The sequence below is a fragment of the Nostoc edaphicum CCNP1411 genome, assembly GCF_014023275.1.
Taxonomy (GTDB): Bacteria; Cyanobacteriota; Cyanobacteriia; order Cyanobacteriales; family Nostocaceae; genus Nostoc; species Nostoc edaphicum_A.
This window is the reverse complement of sequence record NZ_CP054698.1, coordinates 4,195,520-4,217,058: the sequence shown is the minus strand read 5'-3', so window position 1 is coordinate 4,217,058 and position 21,539 is coordinate 4,195,520. Positions and strand designations below refer to the sequence as shown.

15 protein-coding genes and 2 pseudogenes are annotated in these 21,539 nt (G+C 42.7%); 12 read left to right on the top strand and 5 right to left on the bottom strand.

Going from position 1 to position 21,539, the window contains the following annotated elements; all coding sequences use genetic code 11:
- Positions 1-12: 12 nt before the first annotated feature.
- Positions 13-1,362 carry a P-loop NTPase fold protein gene (locus tag HUN01_RS20215; RefSeq protein ID WP_181927695.1) on the bottom strand — a complete coding sequence of 450 codons (1,350 nt, stop codon included), beginning with the start codon at positions 1,360-1,362 and terminating at the stop codon, positions 13-15.
- Positions 1,363-1,433: 71 nt separating this feature from the next.
- On the opposite strand from HUN01_RS20215, the gene HUN01_RS20210 reads away from it, so the two are divergent.
- The 3 genes from HUN01_RS20210 to leuD all read left to right on the top strand — a co-directional run bounded on the left by HUN01_RS20210 (position 1,434) and on the right by leuD (position 3,966).
- A complete protein-coding gene (locus tag HUN01_RS20210; RefSeq protein WP_181927694.1) occupies positions 1,434-1,586 on the top strand; it encodes a hypothetical protein in 153 nt (50 codons plus the stop codon).
- Between the two features lie 289 nt (positions 1,587-1,875).
- Positions 1,876-3,279 carry a 3-isopropylmalate dehydratase large subunit gene (gene leuC, locus HUN01_RS20205; RefSeq protein ID WP_181927693.1) on the top strand — a complete coding sequence of 468 codons (1,404 nt, stop codon included), beginning with the start codon at positions 1,876-1,878 and terminating at the stop codon, positions 3,277-3,279.
- A gap of 78 nt (positions 3,280-3,357) precedes the next feature.
- A complete protein-coding gene (leuD, locus tag HUN01_RS20200; protein WP_181927692.1) occupies positions 3,358-3,966 on the top strand; it encodes a 3-isopropylmalate dehydratase small subunit in 609 nt (202 codons plus the stop codon).
- A gap of 273 nt (positions 3,967-4,239) precedes the next feature.
- Here leuD and HUN01_RS36640 read toward each other — a convergent pair.
- Positions 4,240-4,329, bottom strand: a pseudogene (locus HUN01_RS36640) (IS982 family transposase); the annotation flags it as partial.
- A gap of 494 nt (positions 4,330-4,823) precedes the next feature.
- Between HUN01_RS36640 and HUN01_RS20195 the strand changes: the two are divergent.
- Both HUN01_RS20195 and HUN01_RS20190 read left to right on the top strand, forming a co-directional pair.
- Positions 4,824-6,905 carry a calcium-binding protein gene (locus HUN01_RS20195; RefSeq protein ID WP_181927691.1) on the top strand — a complete coding sequence of 694 codons (2,082 nt, stop codon included), beginning with the start codon at positions 4,824-4,826 and terminating at the stop codon, positions 6,903-6,905.
- A gap of 604 nt (positions 6,906-7,509) precedes the next feature.
- Positions 7,510-8,004, top strand: a complete 495-nt coding sequence (locus HUN01_RS20190) for a DUF6174 domain-containing protein (RefSeq protein ID WP_181927690.1) — start codon at positions 7,510-7,512, stop codon at positions 8,002-8,004.
- Positions 8,005-8,309: 305 nt separating this feature from the next.
- Here HUN01_RS20190 and HUN01_RS20185 read toward each other — a convergent pair whose 3' ends face one another.
- Complete coding sequence (locus HUN01_RS20185; RefSeq protein WP_181927689.1) at positions 8,310-9,524, bottom strand: FAD-dependent oxidoreductase; 1,215 nt, start codon at positions 9,522-9,524, stop codon at positions 8,310-8,312.
- Positions 9,525-9,874: 350 nt separating this feature from the next.
- Between HUN01_RS20185 and HUN01_RS20180 the strand changes: the two genes are divergently transcribed.
- The 6 genes and pseudogenes from HUN01_RS20180 to HUN01_RS36635 all read left to right on the top strand — a co-directional run bounded on the left by HUN01_RS20180 (position 9,875) and on the right by HUN01_RS36635 (position 16,162).
- Entirely contained in the window at positions 9,875-10,378 is a 504-nt protein-coding gene (locus HUN01_RS20180) for a hypothetical protein (protein ID WP_181927688.1), read from the top strand.
- A gap of 5 nt (positions 10,379-10,383) precedes the next feature.
- Positions 10,384-10,668, top strand: coding sequence for a hypothetical protein (locus tag HUN01_RS20175; protein WP_181927687.1), 285 nt, complete (start codon positions 10,384-10,386; stop codon positions 10,666-10,668).
- Between the two features lie 131 nt (positions 10,669-10,799).
- Positions 10,800-11,348: a (2Fe-2S)-binding protein gene (locus HUN01_RS20170; protein WP_203219491.1), complete on the top strand. Its 549-nt coding sequence runs from the start codon at positions 10,800-10,802 to the stop codon at positions 11,346-11,348.
- Positions 11,335-12,312 carry an FAD binding domain-containing protein gene (locus tag HUN01_RS20165; RefSeq protein ID WP_181927686.1) on the top strand — a complete coding sequence of 326 codons (978 nt, stop codon included), beginning with the start codon at positions 11,335-11,337 and terminating at the stop codon, positions 12,310-12,312. Before HUN01_RS20170 ends, HUN01_RS20165 begins: the two co-directional genes overlap by 14 nt.
- The gene (locus tag HUN01_RS20160; RefSeq protein WP_181927685.1) at positions 12,309-14,498 is read left to right on the top strand and encodes a xanthine dehydrogenase family protein molybdopterin-binding subunit; all 2,190 of its coding nucleotides are present in this window, start codon (positions 12,309-12,311) and stop codon (positions 14,496-14,498) included. Before HUN01_RS20165 ends, HUN01_RS20160 begins: the two co-directional genes overlap by 4 nt.
- A gap of 292 nt (positions 14,499-14,790) precedes the next feature.
- Positions 14,791-16,162, top strand: a pseudogene (locus tag HUN01_RS36635) (IS4 family transposase).
- Positions 16,163-16,549: 387 nt separating this feature from the next.
- On the opposite strand, the gene HUN01_RS20150 reads toward HUN01_RS36635, so the two are convergent.
- Positions 16,550-19,396, bottom strand: coding sequence for a CHAT domain-containing protein (locus HUN01_RS20150; protein WP_181927684.1), 2,847 nt, complete (start codon positions 19,394-19,396; stop codon positions 16,550-16,552).
- 352 nt (positions 19,397-19,748) lie between these two features.
- Positions 19,749-20,342, bottom strand: a complete 594-nt coding sequence (locus tag HUN01_RS20145) for a hypothetical protein (protein WP_181927683.1) — start codon at positions 20,340-20,342, stop codon at positions 19,749-19,751.
- Positions 20,343-20,606: 264 nt separating this feature from the next.
- Here HUN01_RS20145 and HUN01_RS20140 point away from each other — a divergent pair, with 264 nt between their 5' ends.
- On the top strand, positions 20,607-21,527 hold the full coding sequence (locus HUN01_RS20140) for a hypothetical protein (RefSeq protein ID WP_238845494.1): 921 nt from the start codon (positions 20,607-20,609) through the stop codon (positions 21,525-21,527).
- Positions 21,528-21,539: the final 12 nt, after the last annotated feature.

Genomic DNA, 21,539 nt, shown 5'->3' with positions numbered 1-21,539 from the left:
GTGAAAGATACTTCACTGCAACTCCTTCGCTTCTGCCAAAACCGGATTAACATCAAACCAAGACTCGCCACTATCCCGATATTCAAACACAAACCGACTGCGAATCAGTTTTTGATATCCGTGGTCATCACTCACCTTTTTTCTTTCCTTGACGTGACGTAACAATTGCCACTCAACCTCAGAAATCGGCAACATAATTTCATTCCGCCGAGAACGAATCACTTGCTCTAAGGTTTCACGGGTTAAGGGAAGACTCATCTCTTCCATAATCCAGGTATTCAGCAGCCTTAACACATCTCGCACATGACCACCGCTCATTTTACATAAGCGTTCTAGGCTAGCAGCACTATCAAAAATTTCGGTAACTTTACTTAAACGCTCCTCTGGTGTCAAGTCAGGAAAAGCTCTAGCTAGTACCATCTGCTGCATGAGTGCCATTCCCTGTGTATGAACACTGCCATCAGACCATTGTACAGGTACCATTGGTAACACCTTGGGATCTTCTGGGAAACGCTGGGTTAGCATTCCGTAATCATTGGAAAACTTCAAAGATAAGGGCATGGTGTAGATGAGATGACAATTCAGCTTCGTCAAAAACTCACCCTGATCGACAAATAAATATTCTTGCTGCGGACGACCCCAAGGTTTGGCACGATTATCTATGCGGTCAAGATTATCGACAATTACCACCAGACCATTTTTACCTTGCTGTTTGAGTTTAGCGATCGCAGGTTCCAATAATTCTTGATTAATCGCTTCCAGCAGTTTCGTTTTCTGCGGTGCTAAATACTGATTGAGTTTTTCTCGCAGTGTTGGGTCATTTTTCATCTTCGCGGTGATTTCACCAATGCCCACAGACAGAGACAACTTTTCTTTATCTGCGGATAAACCGACATCACCAACCACCGGAAGCTTAACTTTTCCCGCTGTCACCTCGGAGTTTAAGACCTTCCAAGCACCTTGCAGCAACTCATTAAATTTGTTAGGTGACTCCAGAGTAATTTTATCAAGACTTTGACTTACACGACGAGCGATCGCTAGCAGCACATCAGCAATATCGACATCGGTCATTTCCAGGTCGTCACTGGACTCAAAATAGACCACATGGAAACCTAACTTTTCCAGTTCTGCCTGTAACCGTAATAGTTCTGTCGATTTCCCACAACCAATATGCCCAGTAAATAAAGTGCAAGTGGGTTCATTTGGCTTAAAAAAAGTAATTTTCTGCTTCAGCTTGCCCAGAATATCACCACCTCGTACCGAGGAAAAATCTATGTAATATTTGCCATCAGAGCTATTGTTGACAAACAGAGTTCTGCTGGGATCGCTAGCCTGATAAAATTCCCGTAAATCTATGGGCATAACCTGGTAGTGCAATTATCTCGTATTGTCTTAACACATCCTTGTGGAAAAGGATAAAGTTATTTACATCTTTGCATCTCAATATTTCGGAGAATTTTCGCATTTACTACCTCAAAGGCGATCCAATCACATCACAAATTCTCTGCGTACCTCTGTGCGACGGCAGTCGCTACAACGGAGGGAACCCCCGCAACACGCTGCCCATTGGTGTCAACTTAAGCTAGAAATAGCTGCGCTACGGGCTTCATAACCCGCCAGAGAATTCATTCTCTGGCTCATAGCTAAAGTCTACTGAAGTAGACTGAATATTTTTGGGGATATCTAGTCATCTTCAGATGACTTTAGCTATGAGACAGGGATTTACAATCCCTGGCGGACGTGCGGTTTCGCGTTAAGTTGACACCAATGCGCGCTGCCTCCCCTCTGCGTTTAACAATATTTAAGTTATCTGCCAAAACCTAGACTATTTTTTGATACTATTTAAGACCGGACTCTTTAAATACTGATTGACGTATGAGCAAAGGTACCCTGTTTGACAAAGTTTGGGACTTACACACCGTTGGTACACTTCCCTCAGGGCTGACACAACTATTTATTGGGCTTCACCTAATTCATGAAGTCACCAGTCCCCAGGCCTTTGCTATGTTACGCGAGAGGGGTCTAAAAGTACTGTTTCCACAGCGGACTGTCGCCACGGTCGATCATATTGTGCCGACAGAAAACCAGGCGCGTCCCTTTGCCGATACCTTGGCAGAGGAAATGATTCAGGCGCTCGAAAATAACTGTCAAGAAAATAACATAACTTTTTACAATATTGGCTCTGGTAGTCAGGGTATAGTTCACGTCATCGCTCCAGAACTTGGGCTAACCCAACCAGGAATGACGATCGCTTGTGGAGATAGCCACACTTCCAGTCATGGGGCATTTGGTGCGATCGCATTTGGTATCGGTACTAGCCAAGTCCGGGATGTTCTCGCTTCCCAAACTCTCGCCCTTTCCAAACTGAAAGTCCGCAAAATCGAAGTTAACGGCACTCTCAACCCAGGAGTTTATGCCAAAGATGTCATCCTGCATATCATTCGCACCCTTGGCGTGAAAGGTGGTGTGGGTTATGGCTACGAATTTGCAGGGACGACATTTGAACAAATGAATATGGAAGAGAGGATGACTGTCTGCAATATGGCGATCGAAGGCGGTGCACGTTGCGGCTATGTCAATCCCGATCAAGTCACCTACGATTACCTTAAAGGCAGAGATTTTGCTCCCAAAGGTGGAGATTGGGATAAAGCAGTAGCTTGGTGGGATTCCATCAAGAGTGATGCTGATGCCCAATACGATGATGTGGTGGTATTCGACGCTGCGGAAATTTCTCCTACCGTCACCTGGGGGATTACTCCCGGTCAAGGTATCGGCGTCAACCAGTCAGTACCTCAACCAGAAGAACTGCTAGAAGAAGACCGATTTATTGCCGAAGAAGCTTACCGTTACATGGATTTATATCCTGGTCAACCGATCAAGGGTACTAAAATAGATGTCTGCTTTATTGGTAGTTGCACCAACGGTAGAATTAGCGATTTGCGAGAAGCTGCGAAAATCGCCAAAGGTCGCCACGTTGCAGAGGGAATCAAAGCCTTTGTTGTCCCTGGTTCTGAACGGGTGAAGGAAGAGGCGGAAGCTGAAGGACTAGATAAAATCTTTCAGGAAGCTGGATTTGAATGGCGTGAACCAGGATGTTCTATGTGCCTAGCCATGAACCCCGATAAGCTGCAAGGAAGACAAATCAGCGCCTCTTCCTCCAACCGCAACTTTAAAGGCAGACAGGGTTCCTCCTCTGGCCGCACATTATTAATGAGTCCGGCGATGGTCGCTACAGCTGCGATTAAAGGCGAAGTCTCTGACGTGCGTGAGTTGTTGTAATTTTTTGGTCATTGGTCATTTGTCATTGGTCATTTGTAGAAATTAGGCTGTCATTGAAATGATAGGTAAATAAAGTTTATGGTGAGTGAAGTTAAAACAGTTTCAGGGCGCGGTATACCCTTAGTGGGCAATGATATAGATACCGATCGCATTATTCCCGCGCGATATTTGAAAGCCGTTACCTTTGATGGGTTAGGCGAAGGCGCGTTTATTGATGACCGGACAGCACTTAAAGGTGAACATGCCTTTGACCAACCCCAATACAAAGGGGCGAATATTTTAATAGTCAACCGTAACTTTGGCTGTGGTTCATCACGGGAACATGCACCCCAAGCGATCGCAAAATGGGGAATCCAAGCTTTAATCGGTGAAAGCTTCGCAGAAATCTTTTTCGGTAACTGTGTGGCAATGGGCATACCTTGTCTGACAGCTGATGCTGTTACTGTTAAACAACTGCAAGAGTTAGTCGCTGCCAATCCTCAAGCTGGCGTGACAGTAAATTTGGAAACCTTACAAGTGCAAATTGGTGATTACACAGCCCCAGTTGCGATCGGTGAAGGGACAAGAAGCACATTTATTTCTGGAACTTGGGACGCTTGCGGTCAATTGGTGGCGAATGCCGCCCAAGTTAAAGCAACGGCTGCAAAATTACCCTACGTCGGTTGGGGCAATTTAGTCGCGAGTTAACATTCTCTCATTCCCTGCCTAACAAGGCTACGGTGTACACACAAGTCCTAAAAACCTAGCTTGATAAGCATTTCCTCGTTCCCAGTCTCCGACTGGGAATGCATTCATTGAGTCTCTGACTCAATATCTGACTAGAGGCAGCAGCCCCTAATCAGGCATTCCTATTTCTCTGCATAGGAACGAGATAAATTGATCTTTTTTCGACTTGTGTGTACACCGTAGGCTTAACAAGGGAGGGAATGAGAATCAGATTAAAGTATTATATTTTACTCATTATATACATGCTTGCTTGAGAGTAAATGCAAAAATAAATGCTTCAGCCTTCAGCAAAAACCCTTTATTAGTAACAGTATGAATTGATTTTTAGTAGCTGCTGTTGTTTGCTGGCGCTTTTAAATACTTTGTATCAAGACTTACTATATTTTACAGATAAACATTTAGTTATTAATACTGCTCGAAGAATTAATGTCTTTGTCAGCAAAATAACAATATGAACACGGGTTAATATTTAAAATTGTCATTTATTTAAAGCTACTGACATTCGCTTTAACTTGAGCGAAAATGATTCAATCAGTTGAAAGCTAGTTTGGGCAAGGCATTGGCGAACCATTCTTTCTTTTCCACATGCCGAAAAAGTTGAAATGTACTAAGGACTGTCTGCAAATTTCATAGTCAAGAAGTTTTAGAAAAATCGAGATTCTGCATAAAAGAAGCAAGTATCTCTGAGTAATACTTAGCAGCTAAAAACCATAAGTTTTATAGTTCATAGACAGAAACTAGTACTTTCATATTCTCTTAGAAATGAAGTATTAGTACCTCGTTATTCTCTTAAAAATTAAGAATTGGGAGTATTGATCATGGCAATAAATTGGATTCCAGGGCCAGGGCCAACTAATGGAGCAGATACAGGTACTAGTGATGCCGCTTCTGATAACTTCAGTGGTTTGGATGGAAATGACACCCTAACTGGTGGCGCTGGTAATGACACCCTCAATGGTAGCGCTGGAAATGACCTGCTACGAGGTGGCGACGGTATCGACTGGCTATTTGGTGGGGATGGCAACGATACTGTAGTAGGCGATCGCGGCAACGACACCTTTAGTGGTGGAAACGGCAACGATCGCCTGATCTGGAACAACGGTGACGGTAGCGACAGAATCAGCGGGAATGCTGGCTATGACGTGGTTGAGGTCAATGGTGCGGGTGTCGGAGACAACTTCCGCCTCCAAAAGGACGCCCAAGGAAAAGCAATCTTTGATCGGCTGAACTTAGTTCCGTTCACCTTGACTGTAGATAGTGCAGAGAGATTTGAAATCAATGGTGGTGGTGGCGATGACATCCTCGATGTCAACGACCTCACCGGAACTGGAGTAAATGCAGTATGGTTCAACGGTGGGGCTGGAAATGATTTGCTTGATGCTAGTGGCACATCTACACCCTTAACTGCCTCTGGTGGTGATGGAAATGACACCCTAACTGGTGGTACTGGAAATGACACCCTCAATGGTGGCGCTGGTAATGACCTGCTACGAGGTGGCGACGGTATCGACTGGCTATCTGGTGGGGATGGCAACGATACTATACTCGGAAATCGCGGCAACGACACCTTTAGTGGCGGAAACGGCAACGATCGCCTGATCTGGAACAACGGTGACGGTAGCGACAAAATCAGCGGAAATGCTGGCTATGACGTGGTTGAGGTCAATGGTGCGGGTGTCGGAGACAACTTCCGCCTCCAAAAGGACGCCCAAGGAAAAGCAATCTTTGATCGGCTGAACTTAGTTCCGTTCACCTTGACTGTAGATAGTGCAGAGAGATTTGAAATCAATGGTGGTGGTGGCGATGACATCCTCGATGTCAACGACCTCACCGGAACTGGAGTAAATGCAGTATGGTTCAGTGGTGGGGCTGGAAATGATTTGCTTGATGCTAGTGGCACATCTACACCCTTAACTGCCTCTGGTGGTGATGGAAATGACACCCTAACTGGTGGTACTGGAAATGACACCCTCAATGGTGGCGCTGGTAATGACCTGCTACGAGGTGGCGACGGTATTGACTGGCTATCTGGTGGGGATGGCAACGATACTATACTCGGAAATCGCGGCAACGACACCTTTAGTGGCGGAAACGGCAACGATCGCCTGATCTGGAACAACGGTGACGGTAGCGACAAAATCAGCGGAAATGCTGGCTATGACGTGGTTGAGGTCAATGGTGCGGGTGTCGGAGACAACTTCCGCCTCCAAAAGGACGCCCAAGGAAAAGCAATCTTTGATCGGCTGAACTTAGTTCCGTTCACCCTGACTGTAGATAGTGCAGAGAGGTTTGAAATCAATGGTGGTGGCGGTGATGACATCCTCGATGTCAACAACCTAACCGGAACTGGAGTAAATGCAGTATGGTTCAGTGGTGGGGCTGGAAATGACTTGCTTGATGGTACTGGCACCGCTACACCATTGACCGGCTTTGGTGGTGAGGGGAATGACAGACTCTATGGTGGAACTGGCAATGATAGCCTTTATGGTGATGCCGGTAATGACATCCTTATAGGTGGTAAAGGTAATGATATTCTGACAGGTGGTGGTGCTAGCGATCGCTTCGTGTTTAACTCAGGTGCTCCGTTCAATACTGCTGCTCTGGGTGTAGATACAATTACTGACTTCAGCCGCACTAGTGACAAAATTGTTCTGGATCAGACAACTTTCGTTGGACTTAACAATCTGTCCCAAATTAAGATAGTAGCTAATGATGCAGCCGCTGCAACTAGCTCTGGACTCATTACTTACAGTCTTGGAACTGGCAACTTGTTCTTCAACCAAAACTTGACATCACCAGGCTTTGGAACAGGTAGTCTATTTGCCAAAATTGATAACGATAACAATCCATTCACAGTTCCACCAGTATTAGCAGCTACAGACTTTGAGATTGTTGCGTAATCATACAGGATCGAATGGCACTAAGATAAGCCCAAAGTCCTGTGTTGCCTCTGGTCAAGCGACTAGAGGCGGAGCCTCTCAGGATCGGTTTCCAGCCAGGGCAAGGGCTGTATCTTAACTTAGTGCCATTCACACAGGATCTAAGACATGTCTGCAAGCTTGCAGCTAGATCCCAATAGCCACAATCATCAGCATTGCTAATTAACGTGAGTTCGACAAGTCTTATTTGACCTCTCCCCCAGCCCCTCTCCGACGCCCAGAGGGGAGGAAAAAGCGGAATTTTTCTTGCTCCTCCCTCTCCAAAACGGAAAGGGAGGCTGGGAGGGAGAGGTTCATCAAACTCACGTTAATTAGGGATAGTTCAATCCTCCTCATACTTCAACTAAGGGAAGGATTGATAATTTAGACTATAACAATCAACACGGAAGAAAGAGGCTTGAAAATATTTTGTTGCCCGTATTTTCTTATTAATTTAATCTAGGTGTTCACGCAAGACTATTCAGCTAACTGCAAAGTAAATTTAATCAAAAGACAAGCTTTATTTAAACAAGTAAAACAATTAATATATTATGATTATTAGGGCTTTTCAACTAAATGGAACGATATGCATTTACCTATCATTATTAGTGCAGCAATATTGCTATCTCTAGGTCTAAACCTACCAGTGATGTCTGAAACTACCGTAGAGATATCACAACTTACAACGAATAATAACTTGAATCTAAGACGATTAAGATTTAATCGCCGTTTGTGGAATCAGGCAAATATTTCTAACTATCGATATACATTTAGCAACAGTTGCTTTTGTATACCAGATGCTAGAGGCCCAGTAGTCATTGAAGTACGTAATGGCCAAACAACTTCAATCACTTCTGTCGCTACAGGTCAACCCGTTAATCAGCAATTCTTTCAAAAATATAAAACAATTCCTAAGCTTTTTAATGTGATTCAAGATGCGATCAACCGTAATGCATTCAGCTTGGATATAGGCTACGATCATAAACTCGGCTATCCAACCCGAATTAATATTGATTACAACAGTCAAATAGCTGATGAAGAAATATTTTTGACAATTGAGAATTTTGAGAAAATTAAATAGATATTAAGCTAATTATTTCCGCTCAATCTCGACTAAAAATAGCGGTAAATTAGCAAATCAAAAAAAGATTTACCTCTAAAAAGATAAAAGCGATGCCTACGACATCGCTTTTAACAAAAATTAACAATTTCATGAAGTTATGTTGATTTTACAAGAATAATTCTCAATTATTCAACGAATTTGTTGTGTTTGATGGCTTGACTAAAAATAGTCATTTCTGATATCTTCAAATTACTCGATAAGATTAGCACTTGCTATAAATTTCTGCGCTACTTGTGAGAAAAGTCGCTTTACTAAACTGAAATTTAACTTATTGCAGACGGCTTGAAATCATACAGCCATTTGTGAAAATCATCATTCAAAGTCATTTGCCGCTGCTGCGTCTGCCCAGTAGATGCCACAGTGTCAAGGTCGTAGTAGCGCATCTCACCCAAGGCACTACGAGCTTGGATAATTTTTGTGCGTTCAATGCGACGTTGTTCGTAACTCGTTAAAGCTTCTTGGAGATTAGCTGAATCAGAAAAACACTCTCGCAGTTCATAAGCATCTTCAAAAGTGGTATTGGCTCCCTGTCCCATCGCAGGCGCCATTGGATGAGCGGCATCGCCTAAGAGAGTGACTCTGCCCTGACTCCATTGAGTTAACGGTGGGCGATCGCAAATCGGCCCTTCCCAAATTTGCTCGGCTGGTGTTGCTTCGACCACCGCCCGAAAGGATTCATCCCAATCAGCTAATTCATGGAGAATGCGAAACTTCACCTCATCGGCGCTGTGGGAAAGGGAGTACTCAGGCGAGAACTTCCGACTAATCCAACTGGTATAGCCGCCACCCACATTGAGAATGTACATAAACTGTTGATTGCCTTTGACAAAAACTAGTTCATAGTCATTAAATAGCTCATGGTGATACTTGATGACGGCACGCCAACACATACTACCGATATAATTAGGCTTACCCTCGCCAAATAAAGTTTCTCTGATGATTGAGTTAACGCCATCAGCCCCAATTAGCAAATCTGCATATACCGATTTTTCGCCATCAAAATGAATTTCTACACCGTTTTCATCTTGCTCAAAGCCGATACAGCGATGATTCAGGTGAATAATCTCAGATGGCAATCTAGACGCTAAGACTTGCTGTAGACGATACCACCAAATAGTTAATAATGGCTGTCCATAATTCTCCAAATATTTAGTTGCGTTAGTTCGGAGTGTTTCTCCTTGAATATTCTTTAAAACCGTGTGGTGAACCTCGCATCCTGAACTTTTGAGGGTTTCGACAATTCCCGGCGCGTTGGCGCAGCCCGCCGTAGGCATCGCATCTAGGGAACTCAAGCCATTAGGAGCGAGGCCTAGTCCAGTTCCAGCCGGACGAAATTCTTGAGCTTTTTCATATACTTGCACATCGATACCTTGGCTTCTCAGTGCGATCGCAGCAGCCAAACCCCCTGGCCCAGCACCGACAATGGCAACTTTCTCTACTATGGGTTTGGATAATTTCTGAGTTAGATTTGTGTTCATATTAAAAGTCAGAATATCCCCACGAGTACATACGCTTCCTTCATGCCTCAAGGCAACCTTTGAGCTAAACCCACAATGATTAATTTTGACTGCTGAGTACTTTTTTAGTCAATCTTTCTTAAGAAACAACTCTAAATTTGGTCTTCAATGGATTGTGGTTGCTGGTGGTAACAAAAACTGCACACCCTCAGAATTGTTCACTAATCCAACAAACTTGAATAAGTACCGTTATGTCTGTTTTGGTGCTAAATTACCTAAATTTGACTTTTAAATTTCATAAACTTACTATAACGGAACTAAGCTTGCTGTATCATTTTCATATTCAAAAATGATTGTGAAGATGAGTGTATATGAACTTTAAGTCAGCTTCCGCATGTATTGGTTTAAGTCTTCTGAGTTTTTCAGTCAGTTCATTGCCGCGTTTTGTAAATTCACCACAAGTCCTTGCCCAAGAAGTTACTTCTTCATGTCCTCTGCCATCTGAGATTGCCATTACCTTCTTAGATTCTAAATGTCAGGAAGTAAAACTAGAACAGCCTAAGACTTTTTATCGCTACTATAGTAATAGTGGAAATAAATACGGCAGGTATTTAACAACTGACAAATATAAAACAAATGTAGAAGTAATCAAGAATCTAGCTCTCAATCAAGCATGGGGCAATGAAGCCACTATGATCCAAAAAATAACTTTACCAGCAGGAACAACAACTTATCAAGGAATTGTTGCCCCTCAAGTACCTACAGAATGCTATCCAGGGGGTGCTCAACAGACATTTATTCAAGATTCAAAAGATCCAAACATCAAATGGTCTGAGGGAAAAAATCTCGTCGTAGAACCTTTTAGTTGTCCGTAAAATTCATGAAAACTAAGACAGAAGAATTTATCAAGCTGATTGACCAAGCATCTGAGATTGCCGAAGAGATGCTGAAAGACAAAAAACCTGAGTCTTCAGCACATTTAAACAACGCGATCGCTGTTCTACAATCTATTAAAAGCAAGACCGTGAATGGTAAGCTTGAACCATCAGGAGGAGTCTCAACTCTGGGACTAGCTCATGGAGTGGCGGATTGGATTGAGCCGTTAGATTCGCCATTATTAAAAGCTGTAGGTGCAATAGAGGAATATTACCAAAAAAACCTCTAAATTGCCTATCTAGACTCTTTACTTGAACATGATCGTCATAGAAGCAGTGCTGAGTACCGAGTAAGAATTCTCATTTGGAACTCAGCACTGTTTTGCTGAAAGTAATGATGTAATTATTATCTACATGAAACATGGAAGAAAATTCCTTAGCTCCAATAACTTCAAACTCATTTACCCAGGACTTGAAAATCTTGGGTTCAGAGGAAGTAGAATTATCTTTGAATGTCAATAATATCTCCTACTCAGTCAAGCTAGAACCTCGTGTTACTTTACTGGATGCACTACGCGAAAAGCTGGGTCTAGTGGGAACTAAAAAAGCTTGCGATCGCGGTGAATGTGGTGCATGTACTGTATTAGTTAATAATCGGCGAATTAATTCCTGTATGACTCTAGCAGTCATGCATATTGGCACTGAAATTACCACAATCGAGGGATTAGCGCAAGATGACAAACTCCACCCGATGCAAACAGCCTTTATCACCCATGATGCTTTTCAATGTGGTTACTGCACATCGGGTCAAATTGTCTCAGCCGTAGGAATGATATTAGAGGAATCGCCAAAATCTGAGGCGGAAATTCGAGAAAAGATGAGTGGAAACCTTTGCCGTTGTGGAGCATATCCTAATATTATTGCGGCGATTCAAGATGTGCTAGAGGAAATGGAAGATGCAGCCATTTAGTTATGCTAAAGTTGCCTCAGAAGAGGTTGCGATCGCAACAGTTAATCAAGACCAAACTGCTGCATTTATTGCAGGTGGCACAGATTTACTAGGATTGATGAAGGATGGAGTTCAAACAGCGAATATATTAATTGATATTAATAGTTTGCCCTTAGCAGATATTCAATCTCACGCTAATGGAATCCGCATTGGTGCGATCTCTCGAATGAGTGATGTGGCTTTTCATCCCCAAATTCAAGAACATTATCCAGTAATTAGCCAAGCTTTGTTACAAAGTGCTTCACCACAACTGCGAAATATGGCAACAATAGGCGGTAATTTACTACAAAGAGTCCGCTGTGGTTACTTTCGCGATCCAGTTTTTCCTTGTAATAAACGCACTCCCGGTATAGGTTGTTCGGCAATTACAGGTTACAATCGAATGCATTCTATTTTCGGGGCGAGTGAACATTGTATTGCTGTGCATCCCTCAGATTTAGCTGTAGCCCTGACGGCATTAGATGCGGTAATTTGCATCCAAGGGACAGAAAAAGCCCGTCGAATTTCAATTCATGATTTTTATCTCTTACCAGGTGAGACACCAGCAAAAGAAACTCTATTACAACCTGGAGAATTAATTGTTGCCATTGAAATTCCAGATTTTGCATATAAGTCCCATTATTTAAAAGTTAGGGATCGGGCTTCCTACGAATTTGCTCTCGTTTCCGTAGCTGTTGCTTTAGATATTGAACAAGACATTATCAAATCAGCACGCATCGCTTTTGGAGGAGTTGCACCCAAACCTTGGCGTGGATGGGAAGCTGAAGAATTTCTCCAAAATAAAGCAATCAATGAAGCCACGTTTAAAGATGCAGCCGCATTAGCCATCAAAGAAGCGAAACCGCAAACACATAATGAATTCAAAATTGAATTAGTCAAACGCGCTTTGATACGTGCGCTTTCAGTTGTGGGAGGAAAGTCATGAATAAAATTATCGGTAAACCACTCGATCGCGTTGATGGTAGGCTGAAAGTTACCGGAGAAGCATCTTACACAGCCGATGTGCCAATAGAGAATTTAACTTATGGAGTGATTTTTCAAAGTGCGATCGCCAGCGGTAAAATTATCCAAATAGACACATCCGCCGCCGCAATCGCCCCTGGTGTGCTAGATGTCGTTACTTATCAACAAACTCCATCGCTGGTAAAAATACCTTTCTTTGGGCCTCCACAGCCTCAGTCAACCGAAAAAGACCATAATATTTACTACGATGGTCAACACTTGGGGGTTGTAATTGCCCAAACTTTAGAACAAGCCGAAACCGCCGCCTCTAAGATAAAAATTATCTACGAAGAAGCACCCTATACAGTCACGGCGGCAGGTGCAGAGATATTTGAACCCGAATCAATATTTTTTGGCATCATGCCCGGTAAAATCACCAGAGGGGATGTTGAATCGGGGAAAGCCCAGGCAGATGTCTTGGTAGAGCAAGTTTACACCACACCAATGGAACATCACAATCCCCTAGAACCTTCTGCAACGATCGCAGTATGGGAAGGGGATAACTTGACGCTGTATGAAACCACTCAAGGCATTTCTGCAACCCAAAGAGCGATCGCATCTGTGCTGAATATTCCTCAAGAAAATGTCCGCGTCATCTCCAAATATTTAGGCGGAGGATTTGGTTGTAAGGCGCTGCTGCGATCGCATACAATCTTAGCTGCGATCGCATCTCGTCATGTAAAACGCCCAGTAAAAGTTGTGCTAACGCGATCGCAAATGTACACTGCTTGCGGCCACAGATCCCAAACTGAACAACACTTAACGTTAGGTGCAACCAAGGAAGGTAAACTAACCGTCATTAATCACATTGGCACATCCTTAACATCATTATTTGATGACTTTGTAGAACCTGTGGGTGCAGCAACAACGATGATGTACGCCTGTCCCAACTTGGAAGTAAAATACCGTTTGGCACGCATCAACACTGCCACACCAACCTTTATGCGTGGGCCAGGAGAAGCAACGGGAATGTTTGCCCTAGAATCGGCAATGGATGAACTGGCACACACCTTAAATATTGACCCGATTGAACTAAGACTTAGAAATCATGCAGATATTGATCCCCATAAAGAATTACCTTGGTCAAGTAAATCCCTGAAAGAATGTTACCAAAAAGGTGCAGAAATTTTTGGTTGGTCACAACGCAACCCAGTTCTTCGTTCCATGCAGGATGGTTATTTCTTGATTGGTTGGGGAATGGCAAGTGCGACATTTCCCACCAACGTTGGAACTGCATCAGTCAAGGTAGAAATTTTTGCCAGTGGAGAAGTGAAAGTACGAAGTGGTACACAAGACATCGGTACTGGCACTTATACAGTGATGACGCAGATAGCTTCTGAAGTATTAGGCTTACCAGTGCAGTTTGAACTAGGTGATAGCAATCTTCCTAAAGCGCCGATTGCAGGGAACTCAATTACCGTTGCTAGTGTTTCTCCGGCGGTGCATAAAGCTGCGATCGCGGCACGGGATAGAATAATTCAAATGGCGATCAAAGATGCAAATTCTCTGCTTTACGAATCTCAAGCAGAAGATATTAGCGTTGAGTCAGGGCAAATATTTTTAAAACAAGATCCATCGAAGCGAGACAGCTACACCGATATTCTACGCCGTCATGGGTTAGAGAGTTTAGAAGTTACAGAAGAATCTTCAGCCAGTCCAGAGAGCAAAGAATACGCCAAACACTCATTTGGTGCGATATTTGTGGAAGTTGCAGTTGATGAGTTATTGGGAGAAGTCAAAGTTAGACGTTGTGTAGGCGTTTATGGTGCAGGGCGAATTCTCAACTTTAAGACAGCGCGGAGTCAAGTTGTTGGTGGGATTACATGGGGAATTGGGATGGCGCTGATGGAGAAAACTGTCATGGATATCAATCAGGGCAGAATAGTTGGTGCTAATCTTTCCGATTACCTGATTCCGGTTCATGCAGATATCCCAAATATGGAAGTGCAATTTGTTGAAGAACACGATCCCTTTGTGAATGCGCTAGGAACCAAAAGCCTGGGGGAACTTCCCATTGTTGGAGTAGCAGCTGCTATATCGAATGCAGTTTATCATGCCACAGGTAAGCGGATTCGTGATTTGCCAATTACACCCGATAAGTTGTTGTGAGTGAATTGGATTGTAATTAAAAAGGCGGTTATAAACCGTTTCGACACAAACAAAACCCACCTCCGTGGGTTTCAAACCCTCAATTTTTCTTAGAGGATGTTTGAAAAGTTTTCTTCTCGGTAATAAAACGTTCTAGATCCCCCTAAATCCCCCTTAAAAAGGGGGACTTTGATTCCGGTTCCCCCCTTTTTAAGCTATCCATTATAAACATCTTTCTTAACAGAAAATTGGACAAAAGCCAGAGATTGTGTATTGTCTATACGAAGAGCCGGAAGCATCGCAAAGTCAGCAAATGGAACAATGGATCACACAGGAACTAGAAAGAACCGAATTAGGTGACACCAGAAGAACCAAACGGTTAATCAAAATAGTCGAAAATTTAAGTGCGAAACCGGAAGCCAGTGTTTTGCAAGCAAGTGAAACATGGGCGCAAACGAAAGCCACCTATGACTTCTGGGATTCACCGTACATCAAACCATCCATGATTAGACAAGGACATATCGATGCGACAGTAGAGCGAATTACCCAACATAGAGTAGTCTTGGCAATACAAGATACCACAGAACTTAACTACACCAGCCACAAAGCTCTATCGGGAACAGGATATCTCGATAGTTCTTATGCCAAAGGGTTAAAAGTCCACTCAGTCTTCACTGTCTCCCCACAGGGGAATACCATTGGGCATCATCGAGCAAGATGTGTGGTCAAGAAACGAAGAAGAACTAGGAAAATCTGAACAAAGGAAACAAAAAACCGACAAAAGAAAAAAGAAAGTCAAAGATGGCTTGATGCTTTGAAAAAAACTGACTCAATCATTCCCGAATCAGTACAAGTAGTGACGATTGCTGACCGAGAAGCCGATTTTTATGACTTATTTGCTGATGCTCGTCGTCCTGGGTCAGATTTTCTGATTCGAGCTACTCAAAATCGCTGTCTAGTTGGCAGTGAGCAGCATTTATGGTCAACTTTAGAGTCTGTTGAGTCGGTTGGCACAATGACAGTAGAGGTAAAACGCTCTGCGACTCAAACGCCAAGAACAGCCATCTTGAAGATTCGTCATGCCACAATTACCATTGCACCACCGCAGAATCGCCCCAAAACAGAACTTCTAGCACTTAGGTGACATTGCAGGCTATTTTAGTCACAGAAGTTGAGCCACCACCAGAGATCGAGCCGATTACCTGGTTACTGCTGACTACCTTAGAGATTACCTGTCTGGAAGATGTTCAGCTGTATGTGCGATGGTATAGTTATCGCTGGTTGATTGAACGTTATCACTATGTTTTAAAAAAGTGGCTGTGGCATTGAGAAGTTACAACTCGAAACTGCCCACAGAATCGAGATGGCTTTGGCTACCTACAGTATCGTTGCTTGGCGTTTGCTGTGGCTGACTTACTTAGCTCGTTTTCAGCCTGATGCTAGTTGTGAACTAGTTTTAGCCACTCATGAGTGGCAAGTCCTCTACACCACTATTCATCATCAACTTTATCCTCATACTACACCACCGACTCTGGCTCAAGTGGTCAATTGGATTGCTCGACTTGGTGGGTTTTTTAGGTCGCAAAAGCGATGGCTCTCCAGGTGTAAAAGTTCTCTGGCGTGGATTAAGTCGATTACATGATCTGGTTGAGGGTTGGCTGCTTTGCCAGTCTTTCAATAATTAATTATTGCTCCATCCTATCGTCGGTTTCTGCGGTGTTTTCCTTCTTCCACTACCGATAATTAGTTTTTTACACCAAAGTTGCCATGCGAAAATTTCACTTTTTCAAACTCTGTTGATTCTCGTGCCCATTTTCTCCTGTCACTTGTGATTTTTTGGCTTCCATCCTTCCCTACATAACTACTCTTTTTTGTCAATGTTCTTATTAAGAAAGATGTTTATAATGGATAGCTTAAAAAGGGGGGCTAGGGGGGATCAGTTAGTACCTAACATCACAGCCAACCACTTTTCAAACAACCTCTTAGTCCACGGAGACGGACTTTGCCTGTGTAGCCGCAAATTCCATTCGCCTTGGCTCTAAATTAACTTTAATTACGAATTACGAATTACTTCACCGTGCATCACCAATCAACACAAATGGCGACCAATAAAAAGGATGACGATGGTCTGCAATTAGCTTCAACTTAGCTTTTTGCAAAGCTTCTCCTTTCGTCATACCAAGCTTGAGATTCTGATAAAAATCAACCATCAATTCTTGAGTTGCTTCATCCTCAACCGCCCATAAACTTGCCATGACAGCTTTAGCACCAGCCCGTTCAAATATATAAGCAACTCCTGCAATACCTTCACCATTATTAGTGTCTACAGCAGTTTGACAGGCACTAAGAGTAATCAATTGTGTGCCTTGTAAACCTAAAAGAGCAGCATTAGCAATGTCTAAAGCTTCATCAGCAAATAGTAACGTATTATTTTTTAAATTGACTTTTTTGCAATCTTCAGTTTGAAAACAGCCGTGAGTTGCTAAATGCAAAAATGAAAAGCGCAATGCTTGAGATTTAAACCTTTCTAAGGTAGCTTCTTTATTGATATAAAATTCACTGTCTGGCAGTATTTCTTTAATCTTTGTAACTTCCACCTCTGCACCTGGGAGATTTTGCAGGTTACTGGGTACTGGATTACCAAATGCTAAAACAGCTTGTGGTTTGGGGGATACTGCATTTTGTACATCTAGAGATTTTAGGGAATTATTGGAAATGCGAGTGAGATAGTTAACAGGATATTTCTGGATCAGAAATTGGTTGGTTTTACTGTCGTAAAGAGTCTCAAAAGGTAAATGGCACAGTTGACCAGTAGCAATAATACTCAGTTGTTTCGGTGATAAAGCCTTAATTTTGTCTTCTATAGGACTAATAAGAATATCATAAAGTTCACCGCCCGTTTCAGCGTAGCTAGCATCAGTGTCATCTTGTACTTGGTTCAAGTATTGAGTGAGAAGTTTCTTAAATTCAGTAGGGTTAATAGATTTTTTAATAACGCTTAAATCGCCTTTTGTAAAGATAAAAAAGGCAATATTGTTGGGAATATTTTTTACATTAGTCAGCAAGACAGGTTGAACTACGACTGTTCCTGCTGGAATGGAGGATGTAAGATTTTTAATATCTATGGGTGTAGTTTCAAATAGTTCTGCCACTTCAGGAAAACGGCGAGAGATATTTTCAGCTTCTGAGTAAACTTGTGCTTCTAATTGCCGAATTTGTTGGAGTAGGCTTTCGGAAAGATCGCTTTGCAGTTGTTGGCGCAGTGCTTCCAATTGCTGATTTTTTTTACTCCAGTCGTCAAGGCTCTGCTGTGCTTCTGGATTGGCAACTTTGGCATTAATGAGGCGAGTATAATCAGCAAGCTCGGCTGTGGTGAATAGGTTAACCCATTCAAAAGCTTGAGCATATTTCTTTTCGTTAATGAGAATATCAACTAAAGCAGTTGCACTTCCACCGTTTTCCTGTAAAAACTTTTGGCGATTTTCTCGTTGCAAACCCCGGCGCATTTCTAAGCTGATTTTGAGAGATTGCTCTAAATTAGTAATGGCTTCAGTTGGTCGATTTGTACTTTGGAAGACTTCACCAATATTACTCAAGGTGATAGCCTCACCAGAGCGATCGCCCACAGCACGCCTAAGGGGAAGAGCTTGGTTGTAGAAATCAAGTGCTTTTTGCCTTTCTCCTAAATCTGAGTAGAGTGTACCGATATTATTGAGTGTACTGGCAACACCTGTGCGATCACCCACTGCATGCCATAGGGGAAGAGCTTGGTTGTAGAAATCGAGTGCTTTTTGCTTTTCTCCTAAATCTGAGTAGAGTGTACCGATATTATTGAGTGTACTGGCAACACTTGCGCGATTGCCCACTGCATGCGATAAGGGAAGAGCTTGGTTGTAAAATTCGAGTGCTTTTTGCTTTTCTCCTAAATCTGAGTAGAGTGTACCGATATTATTGAGTGTAGTGGCTTCACCTGCGCGATCGCCCACTGCACTATATAGTGGCAGAGCTTGGTTGTAGAATTCGAGTGCTTTTTGCTTTTCTCCTAAAGCGTTGTAAACCGCACCGATGTTATTGAGTGTATTGGCAACACCTGCGCGATCACCCACTGCACGATATAGTGGCAGAGCTTGGTTGTAAAATTCGAGTGCTTTTTGCTTTTCTCCTAAATTGTCGTAGAATTGACCGATATTATTGAGTGTAGTGGCAACACCTTCGCGATCACCCACTGCACGATATAGTGGCAGAGCTTGGTTGTAAAATTCGAGTGCTTTTTGCTTTTCTCCTAAAGCGGAGTAGACTGTACCGATATTATTGAGTGTAGTGGCAACACCTTCGCGATCACCCACTGCACGATATAGTGGCAGAGCTTGGTTGTAAAATTCGAGTGCTTTTTGCTTTTCTCCTAAAGCGTTGTAGACTGTACCGATATTATTGAGTGTAGTGGCTTCATCTGCGCGATCGCCCACAGCACGCCTAAGGGGAAGAGCTTGGTTGTAAAATTCGAGTGCTTTTTGCTTTTCTCCTAAATTGTCGTAGACTTTACCGATATTATTAAGTGTAGTGGCTTCACCTGCGCGATCGCCCACAGCCCGATATAGGGGCAAAGCTTGGTTGTAAAATTCCAGTGCTTTTTGTTTTGCTCCTAAAGCGTTGTAGTTAAATCCAAGCCCAAGCAGTGCGATCGCTTCCCGTTTTTGGTCTTTAAGTTCTCGTGTAATGGTTAAAACCTGCTGTAATATTTGTATTGCCTGTTGATGTTCCTGTTGCTGTGTCAGTTTTATCCCTTGCTCTAGCAGTCTTTCTGCTTCTTGCGATCGCAAGTTTTGAGTTTGTCCCCAGGTGGGTTGAGCTATTAGCATTACCGTTAAAGGCGTTAGACAAACACCCACAGCCAAAAAACTGGTGAGAATTTTTTTCATAGAATAGTGCAGAGGTAGCTGTTTTTAATTAGGTCTTAACAGAAGTTGTCTTCACCAACATCCTAATGTTGCAATGTTTCGTATTAATATCGTGATGTTTGTAAGGAATGTTGCAATGTACCGTATTAATATCGTGATGTTTGTAAGGAATGTTGCAATGTTTCGTATTAATATTGCAATGTTTGTGAGGAATGTTGCAATGTCTCGTATTAATATTGCAATGTTTGTGAGGAATGCTGCAATATTTCTGATGAACATTCAAATGTTTTTTATTAATATTGTGTTTGTCGTTAGAAACGTTAAAAAACTTAGGGGCATAAATATACGCCCCTACAGATGAAATAATTCACGCTCAATAAGGTTTTGCCAGAATGGTGATCGTTCTTTGTTGCGAATTGAACTGGATTTCATCTACCACATATTGCCGATTTCTCGCTACTGACTGAATACCCCGCAACTGTGCTGGAGAAACTACAGGTGGTTTGAGTTTCACCACCGCTTGACCCTGAGTAGAATTTTTTACGGTAAAAGTACTTATGGGAATACCACTCCAAGTTACTGGCTTACCTGTGGGGCGATCGCGCTCACCCCTGATAATTGGCTGCCTATTGCTTCTGTAAACCAACGCCCCATTCTTGAAAACTACTCTTTGAATTTTGCTCAGGGGAATTGTGGCAGTCTTGTCATAACGCTGAATTGATAGTATTTCTCCCTGTGCATCAATTCCTGTTATCTGACCACTGCTTGACTCTCCCCCTTTAAAGATGACCACTGCTAATTGTGGTAACGCTACTGCAACTTCTAATTCATCTGCGTTGACTGGTGTCTGTGCCAACAAGAAATTTCCCGTCTTGACATCCTGGCTAATTACAGCTTGAATGTTTCCTGCGATCGCTCCTGCCATTACTAAAATTGCCACAACCCATCCCTGGAAAAAAGCTTTCATGGCTTTAACAGTATATTTGACTATATTTCACTTTCTCATTAAACTTCAAAGACATATATATAATTTTCGTAAAATCACTAGAATCAACTGATTGTTTACTTATAGCAGTTTGCAGTTGAGTGGAATACAGACCTAACCCCCAGCCTCTTCCCTACAAGGGAAGGGGAGTAAGATTTAAAGCCTTTTATCCCCAAAAGGGAGGGCGAGTAAAATTCAAAGCCTCTCGCCTTTTAGGAGAGAGGTTTGGAGAGAGGTCAGAGTGTATTGCATACAAACAAAAAACCCTACATTGTCTCCCCCATCTCCCCAATGACCCAATCCCCCAACCAAGAAACTAATATTTTAGGTAAATTCACCAGTGTACTTGGATTGCTGGGTGCGGCGCTTTTCTTTGCAGGTTGGATTTACCGTTGGTCATACTTCTACTTTTTTCAACTAGAAATCAATACCCTCGATTTACCCGCACAGTCTTTTCTCATAGTCCCCCTGCAAATATTTCTTGGAGATGGTTGGACAATCTGCAAAACAGCGATCGCCTTTTTTATTGCTGCGATCGCAATTCAGGCTACATTATGGTTAATTAAAATCATCAGTGAGACGGTAGTCTCTGCAAGCCAATTACTACTGAGTCGCATCATCTCTGCAACTCAACACAAACGCTCATGGACAGCTAAACAGCTTAAATCTCTAGCTGAATTTGGTTTTGGGCAATTGCGCTCAGTTGATTTTCTGCGATCGCTAGTCAATGAGATAGTAATAGTATCCTGGATATTAATAGTGATATTTTGGTTAGCTCGTTGGCAAGGCATTGCAGATGCACGACGAGACGCTGGTGAAAACTCCATTTTGCCCGTTGTAGCGTTAATTACACCAGAAGAAAAGTTTGCTGTGGGACGCAAACTTGATGATATATTTTCTGACCCTTCCTTGAAAGGTTATCGCATAATTGGCGATCGCGGTCTATTCTACGACTTGCAAGGCACAGAAGATACTGATATCAGAAATCCAAAGCAGCCGAGAGTCTGGCGCTTACTTTTAGAACGTGGCGGCTGGATTTATTTGTTTCGAGCATTGCCCCCAAATGCAAAACCTAACGAGATACCATCAATGTTGGCGATTCAAGAAAGTGATAAGGGACATATCATCATTCGCAGTCCAGAAGTTTCTAAAACTAATTCTCCTTGATATAGTTAATAA

Bases quoted from the DNA above. Each gene is read 5' to 3' on its own strand.
- HUN01_RS20175 (WP_181927687.1), top strand. From the start codon at position 10,384: ATGAAAACTAAGACAGAAGAATTTATCAAGCTGATTGACCAAGCATCT.
- HUN01_RS20180 (WP_181927688.1), top strand. From the start codon at position 9,875: ATGAACTTTAAGTCAGCTTCCGCATGTATTGGTTTAAGTCTTCTGAGT.
- HUN01_RS20145 (WP_181927683.1), bottom strand. From the start codon at position 20,342: ATGAAAGCTTTTTTCCAGGGATGGGTTGTGGCAATTTTAGTAATGGCA.
- HUN01_RS20150 (WP_181927684.1), bottom strand. From the start codon at position 19,396: ATGAAAAAAATTCTCACCAGTTTTTTGGCTGTGGGTGTTTGTCTAACG.
- HUN01_RS20195 (WP_181927691.1), top strand. From the start codon at position 4,824: ATGGCAATAAATTGGATTCCAGGGCCAGGGCCAACTAATGGAGCAGAT.
- HUN01_RS20185 (WP_181927689.1), bottom strand. From the start codon at position 9,524: ATGAACACAAATCTAACTCAGAAATTATCCAAACCCATAGTAGAGAAA.
- HUN01_RS20160 (WP_181927685.1), top strand. From the start codon at position 12,309: ATGAATAAAATTATCGGTAAACCACTCGATCGCGTTGATGGTAGGCTG.
- HUN01_RS20165 (WP_181927686.1), top strand. From the start codon at position 11,335: ATGCAGCCATTTAGTTATGCTAAAGTTGCCTCAGAAGAGGTTGCGATC.
- leuD (WP_181927692.1), top strand. From the start codon at position 3,358: ATGGTGAGTGAAGTTAAAACAGTTTCAGGGCGCGGTATACCCTTAGTG.
- HUN01_RS20170 (WP_203219491.1), top strand. From the start codon at position 10,800: ATGGAAGAAAATTCCTTAGCTCCAATAACTTCAAACTCATTTACCCAG.
- HUN01_RS20190 (WP_181927690.1), top strand. From the start codon at position 7,510: ATGCATTTACCTATCATTATTAGTGCAGCAATATTGCTATCTCTAGGT.
- HUN01_RS20215 (WP_181927695.1), bottom strand. From the start codon at position 1,362: ATGCCCATAGATTTACGGGAATTTTATCAGGCTAGCGATCCCAGCAGA.
- leuC (WP_181927693.1), top strand. From the start codon at position 1,876: ATGAGCAAAGGTACCCTGTTTGACAAAGTTTGGGACTTACACACCGTT.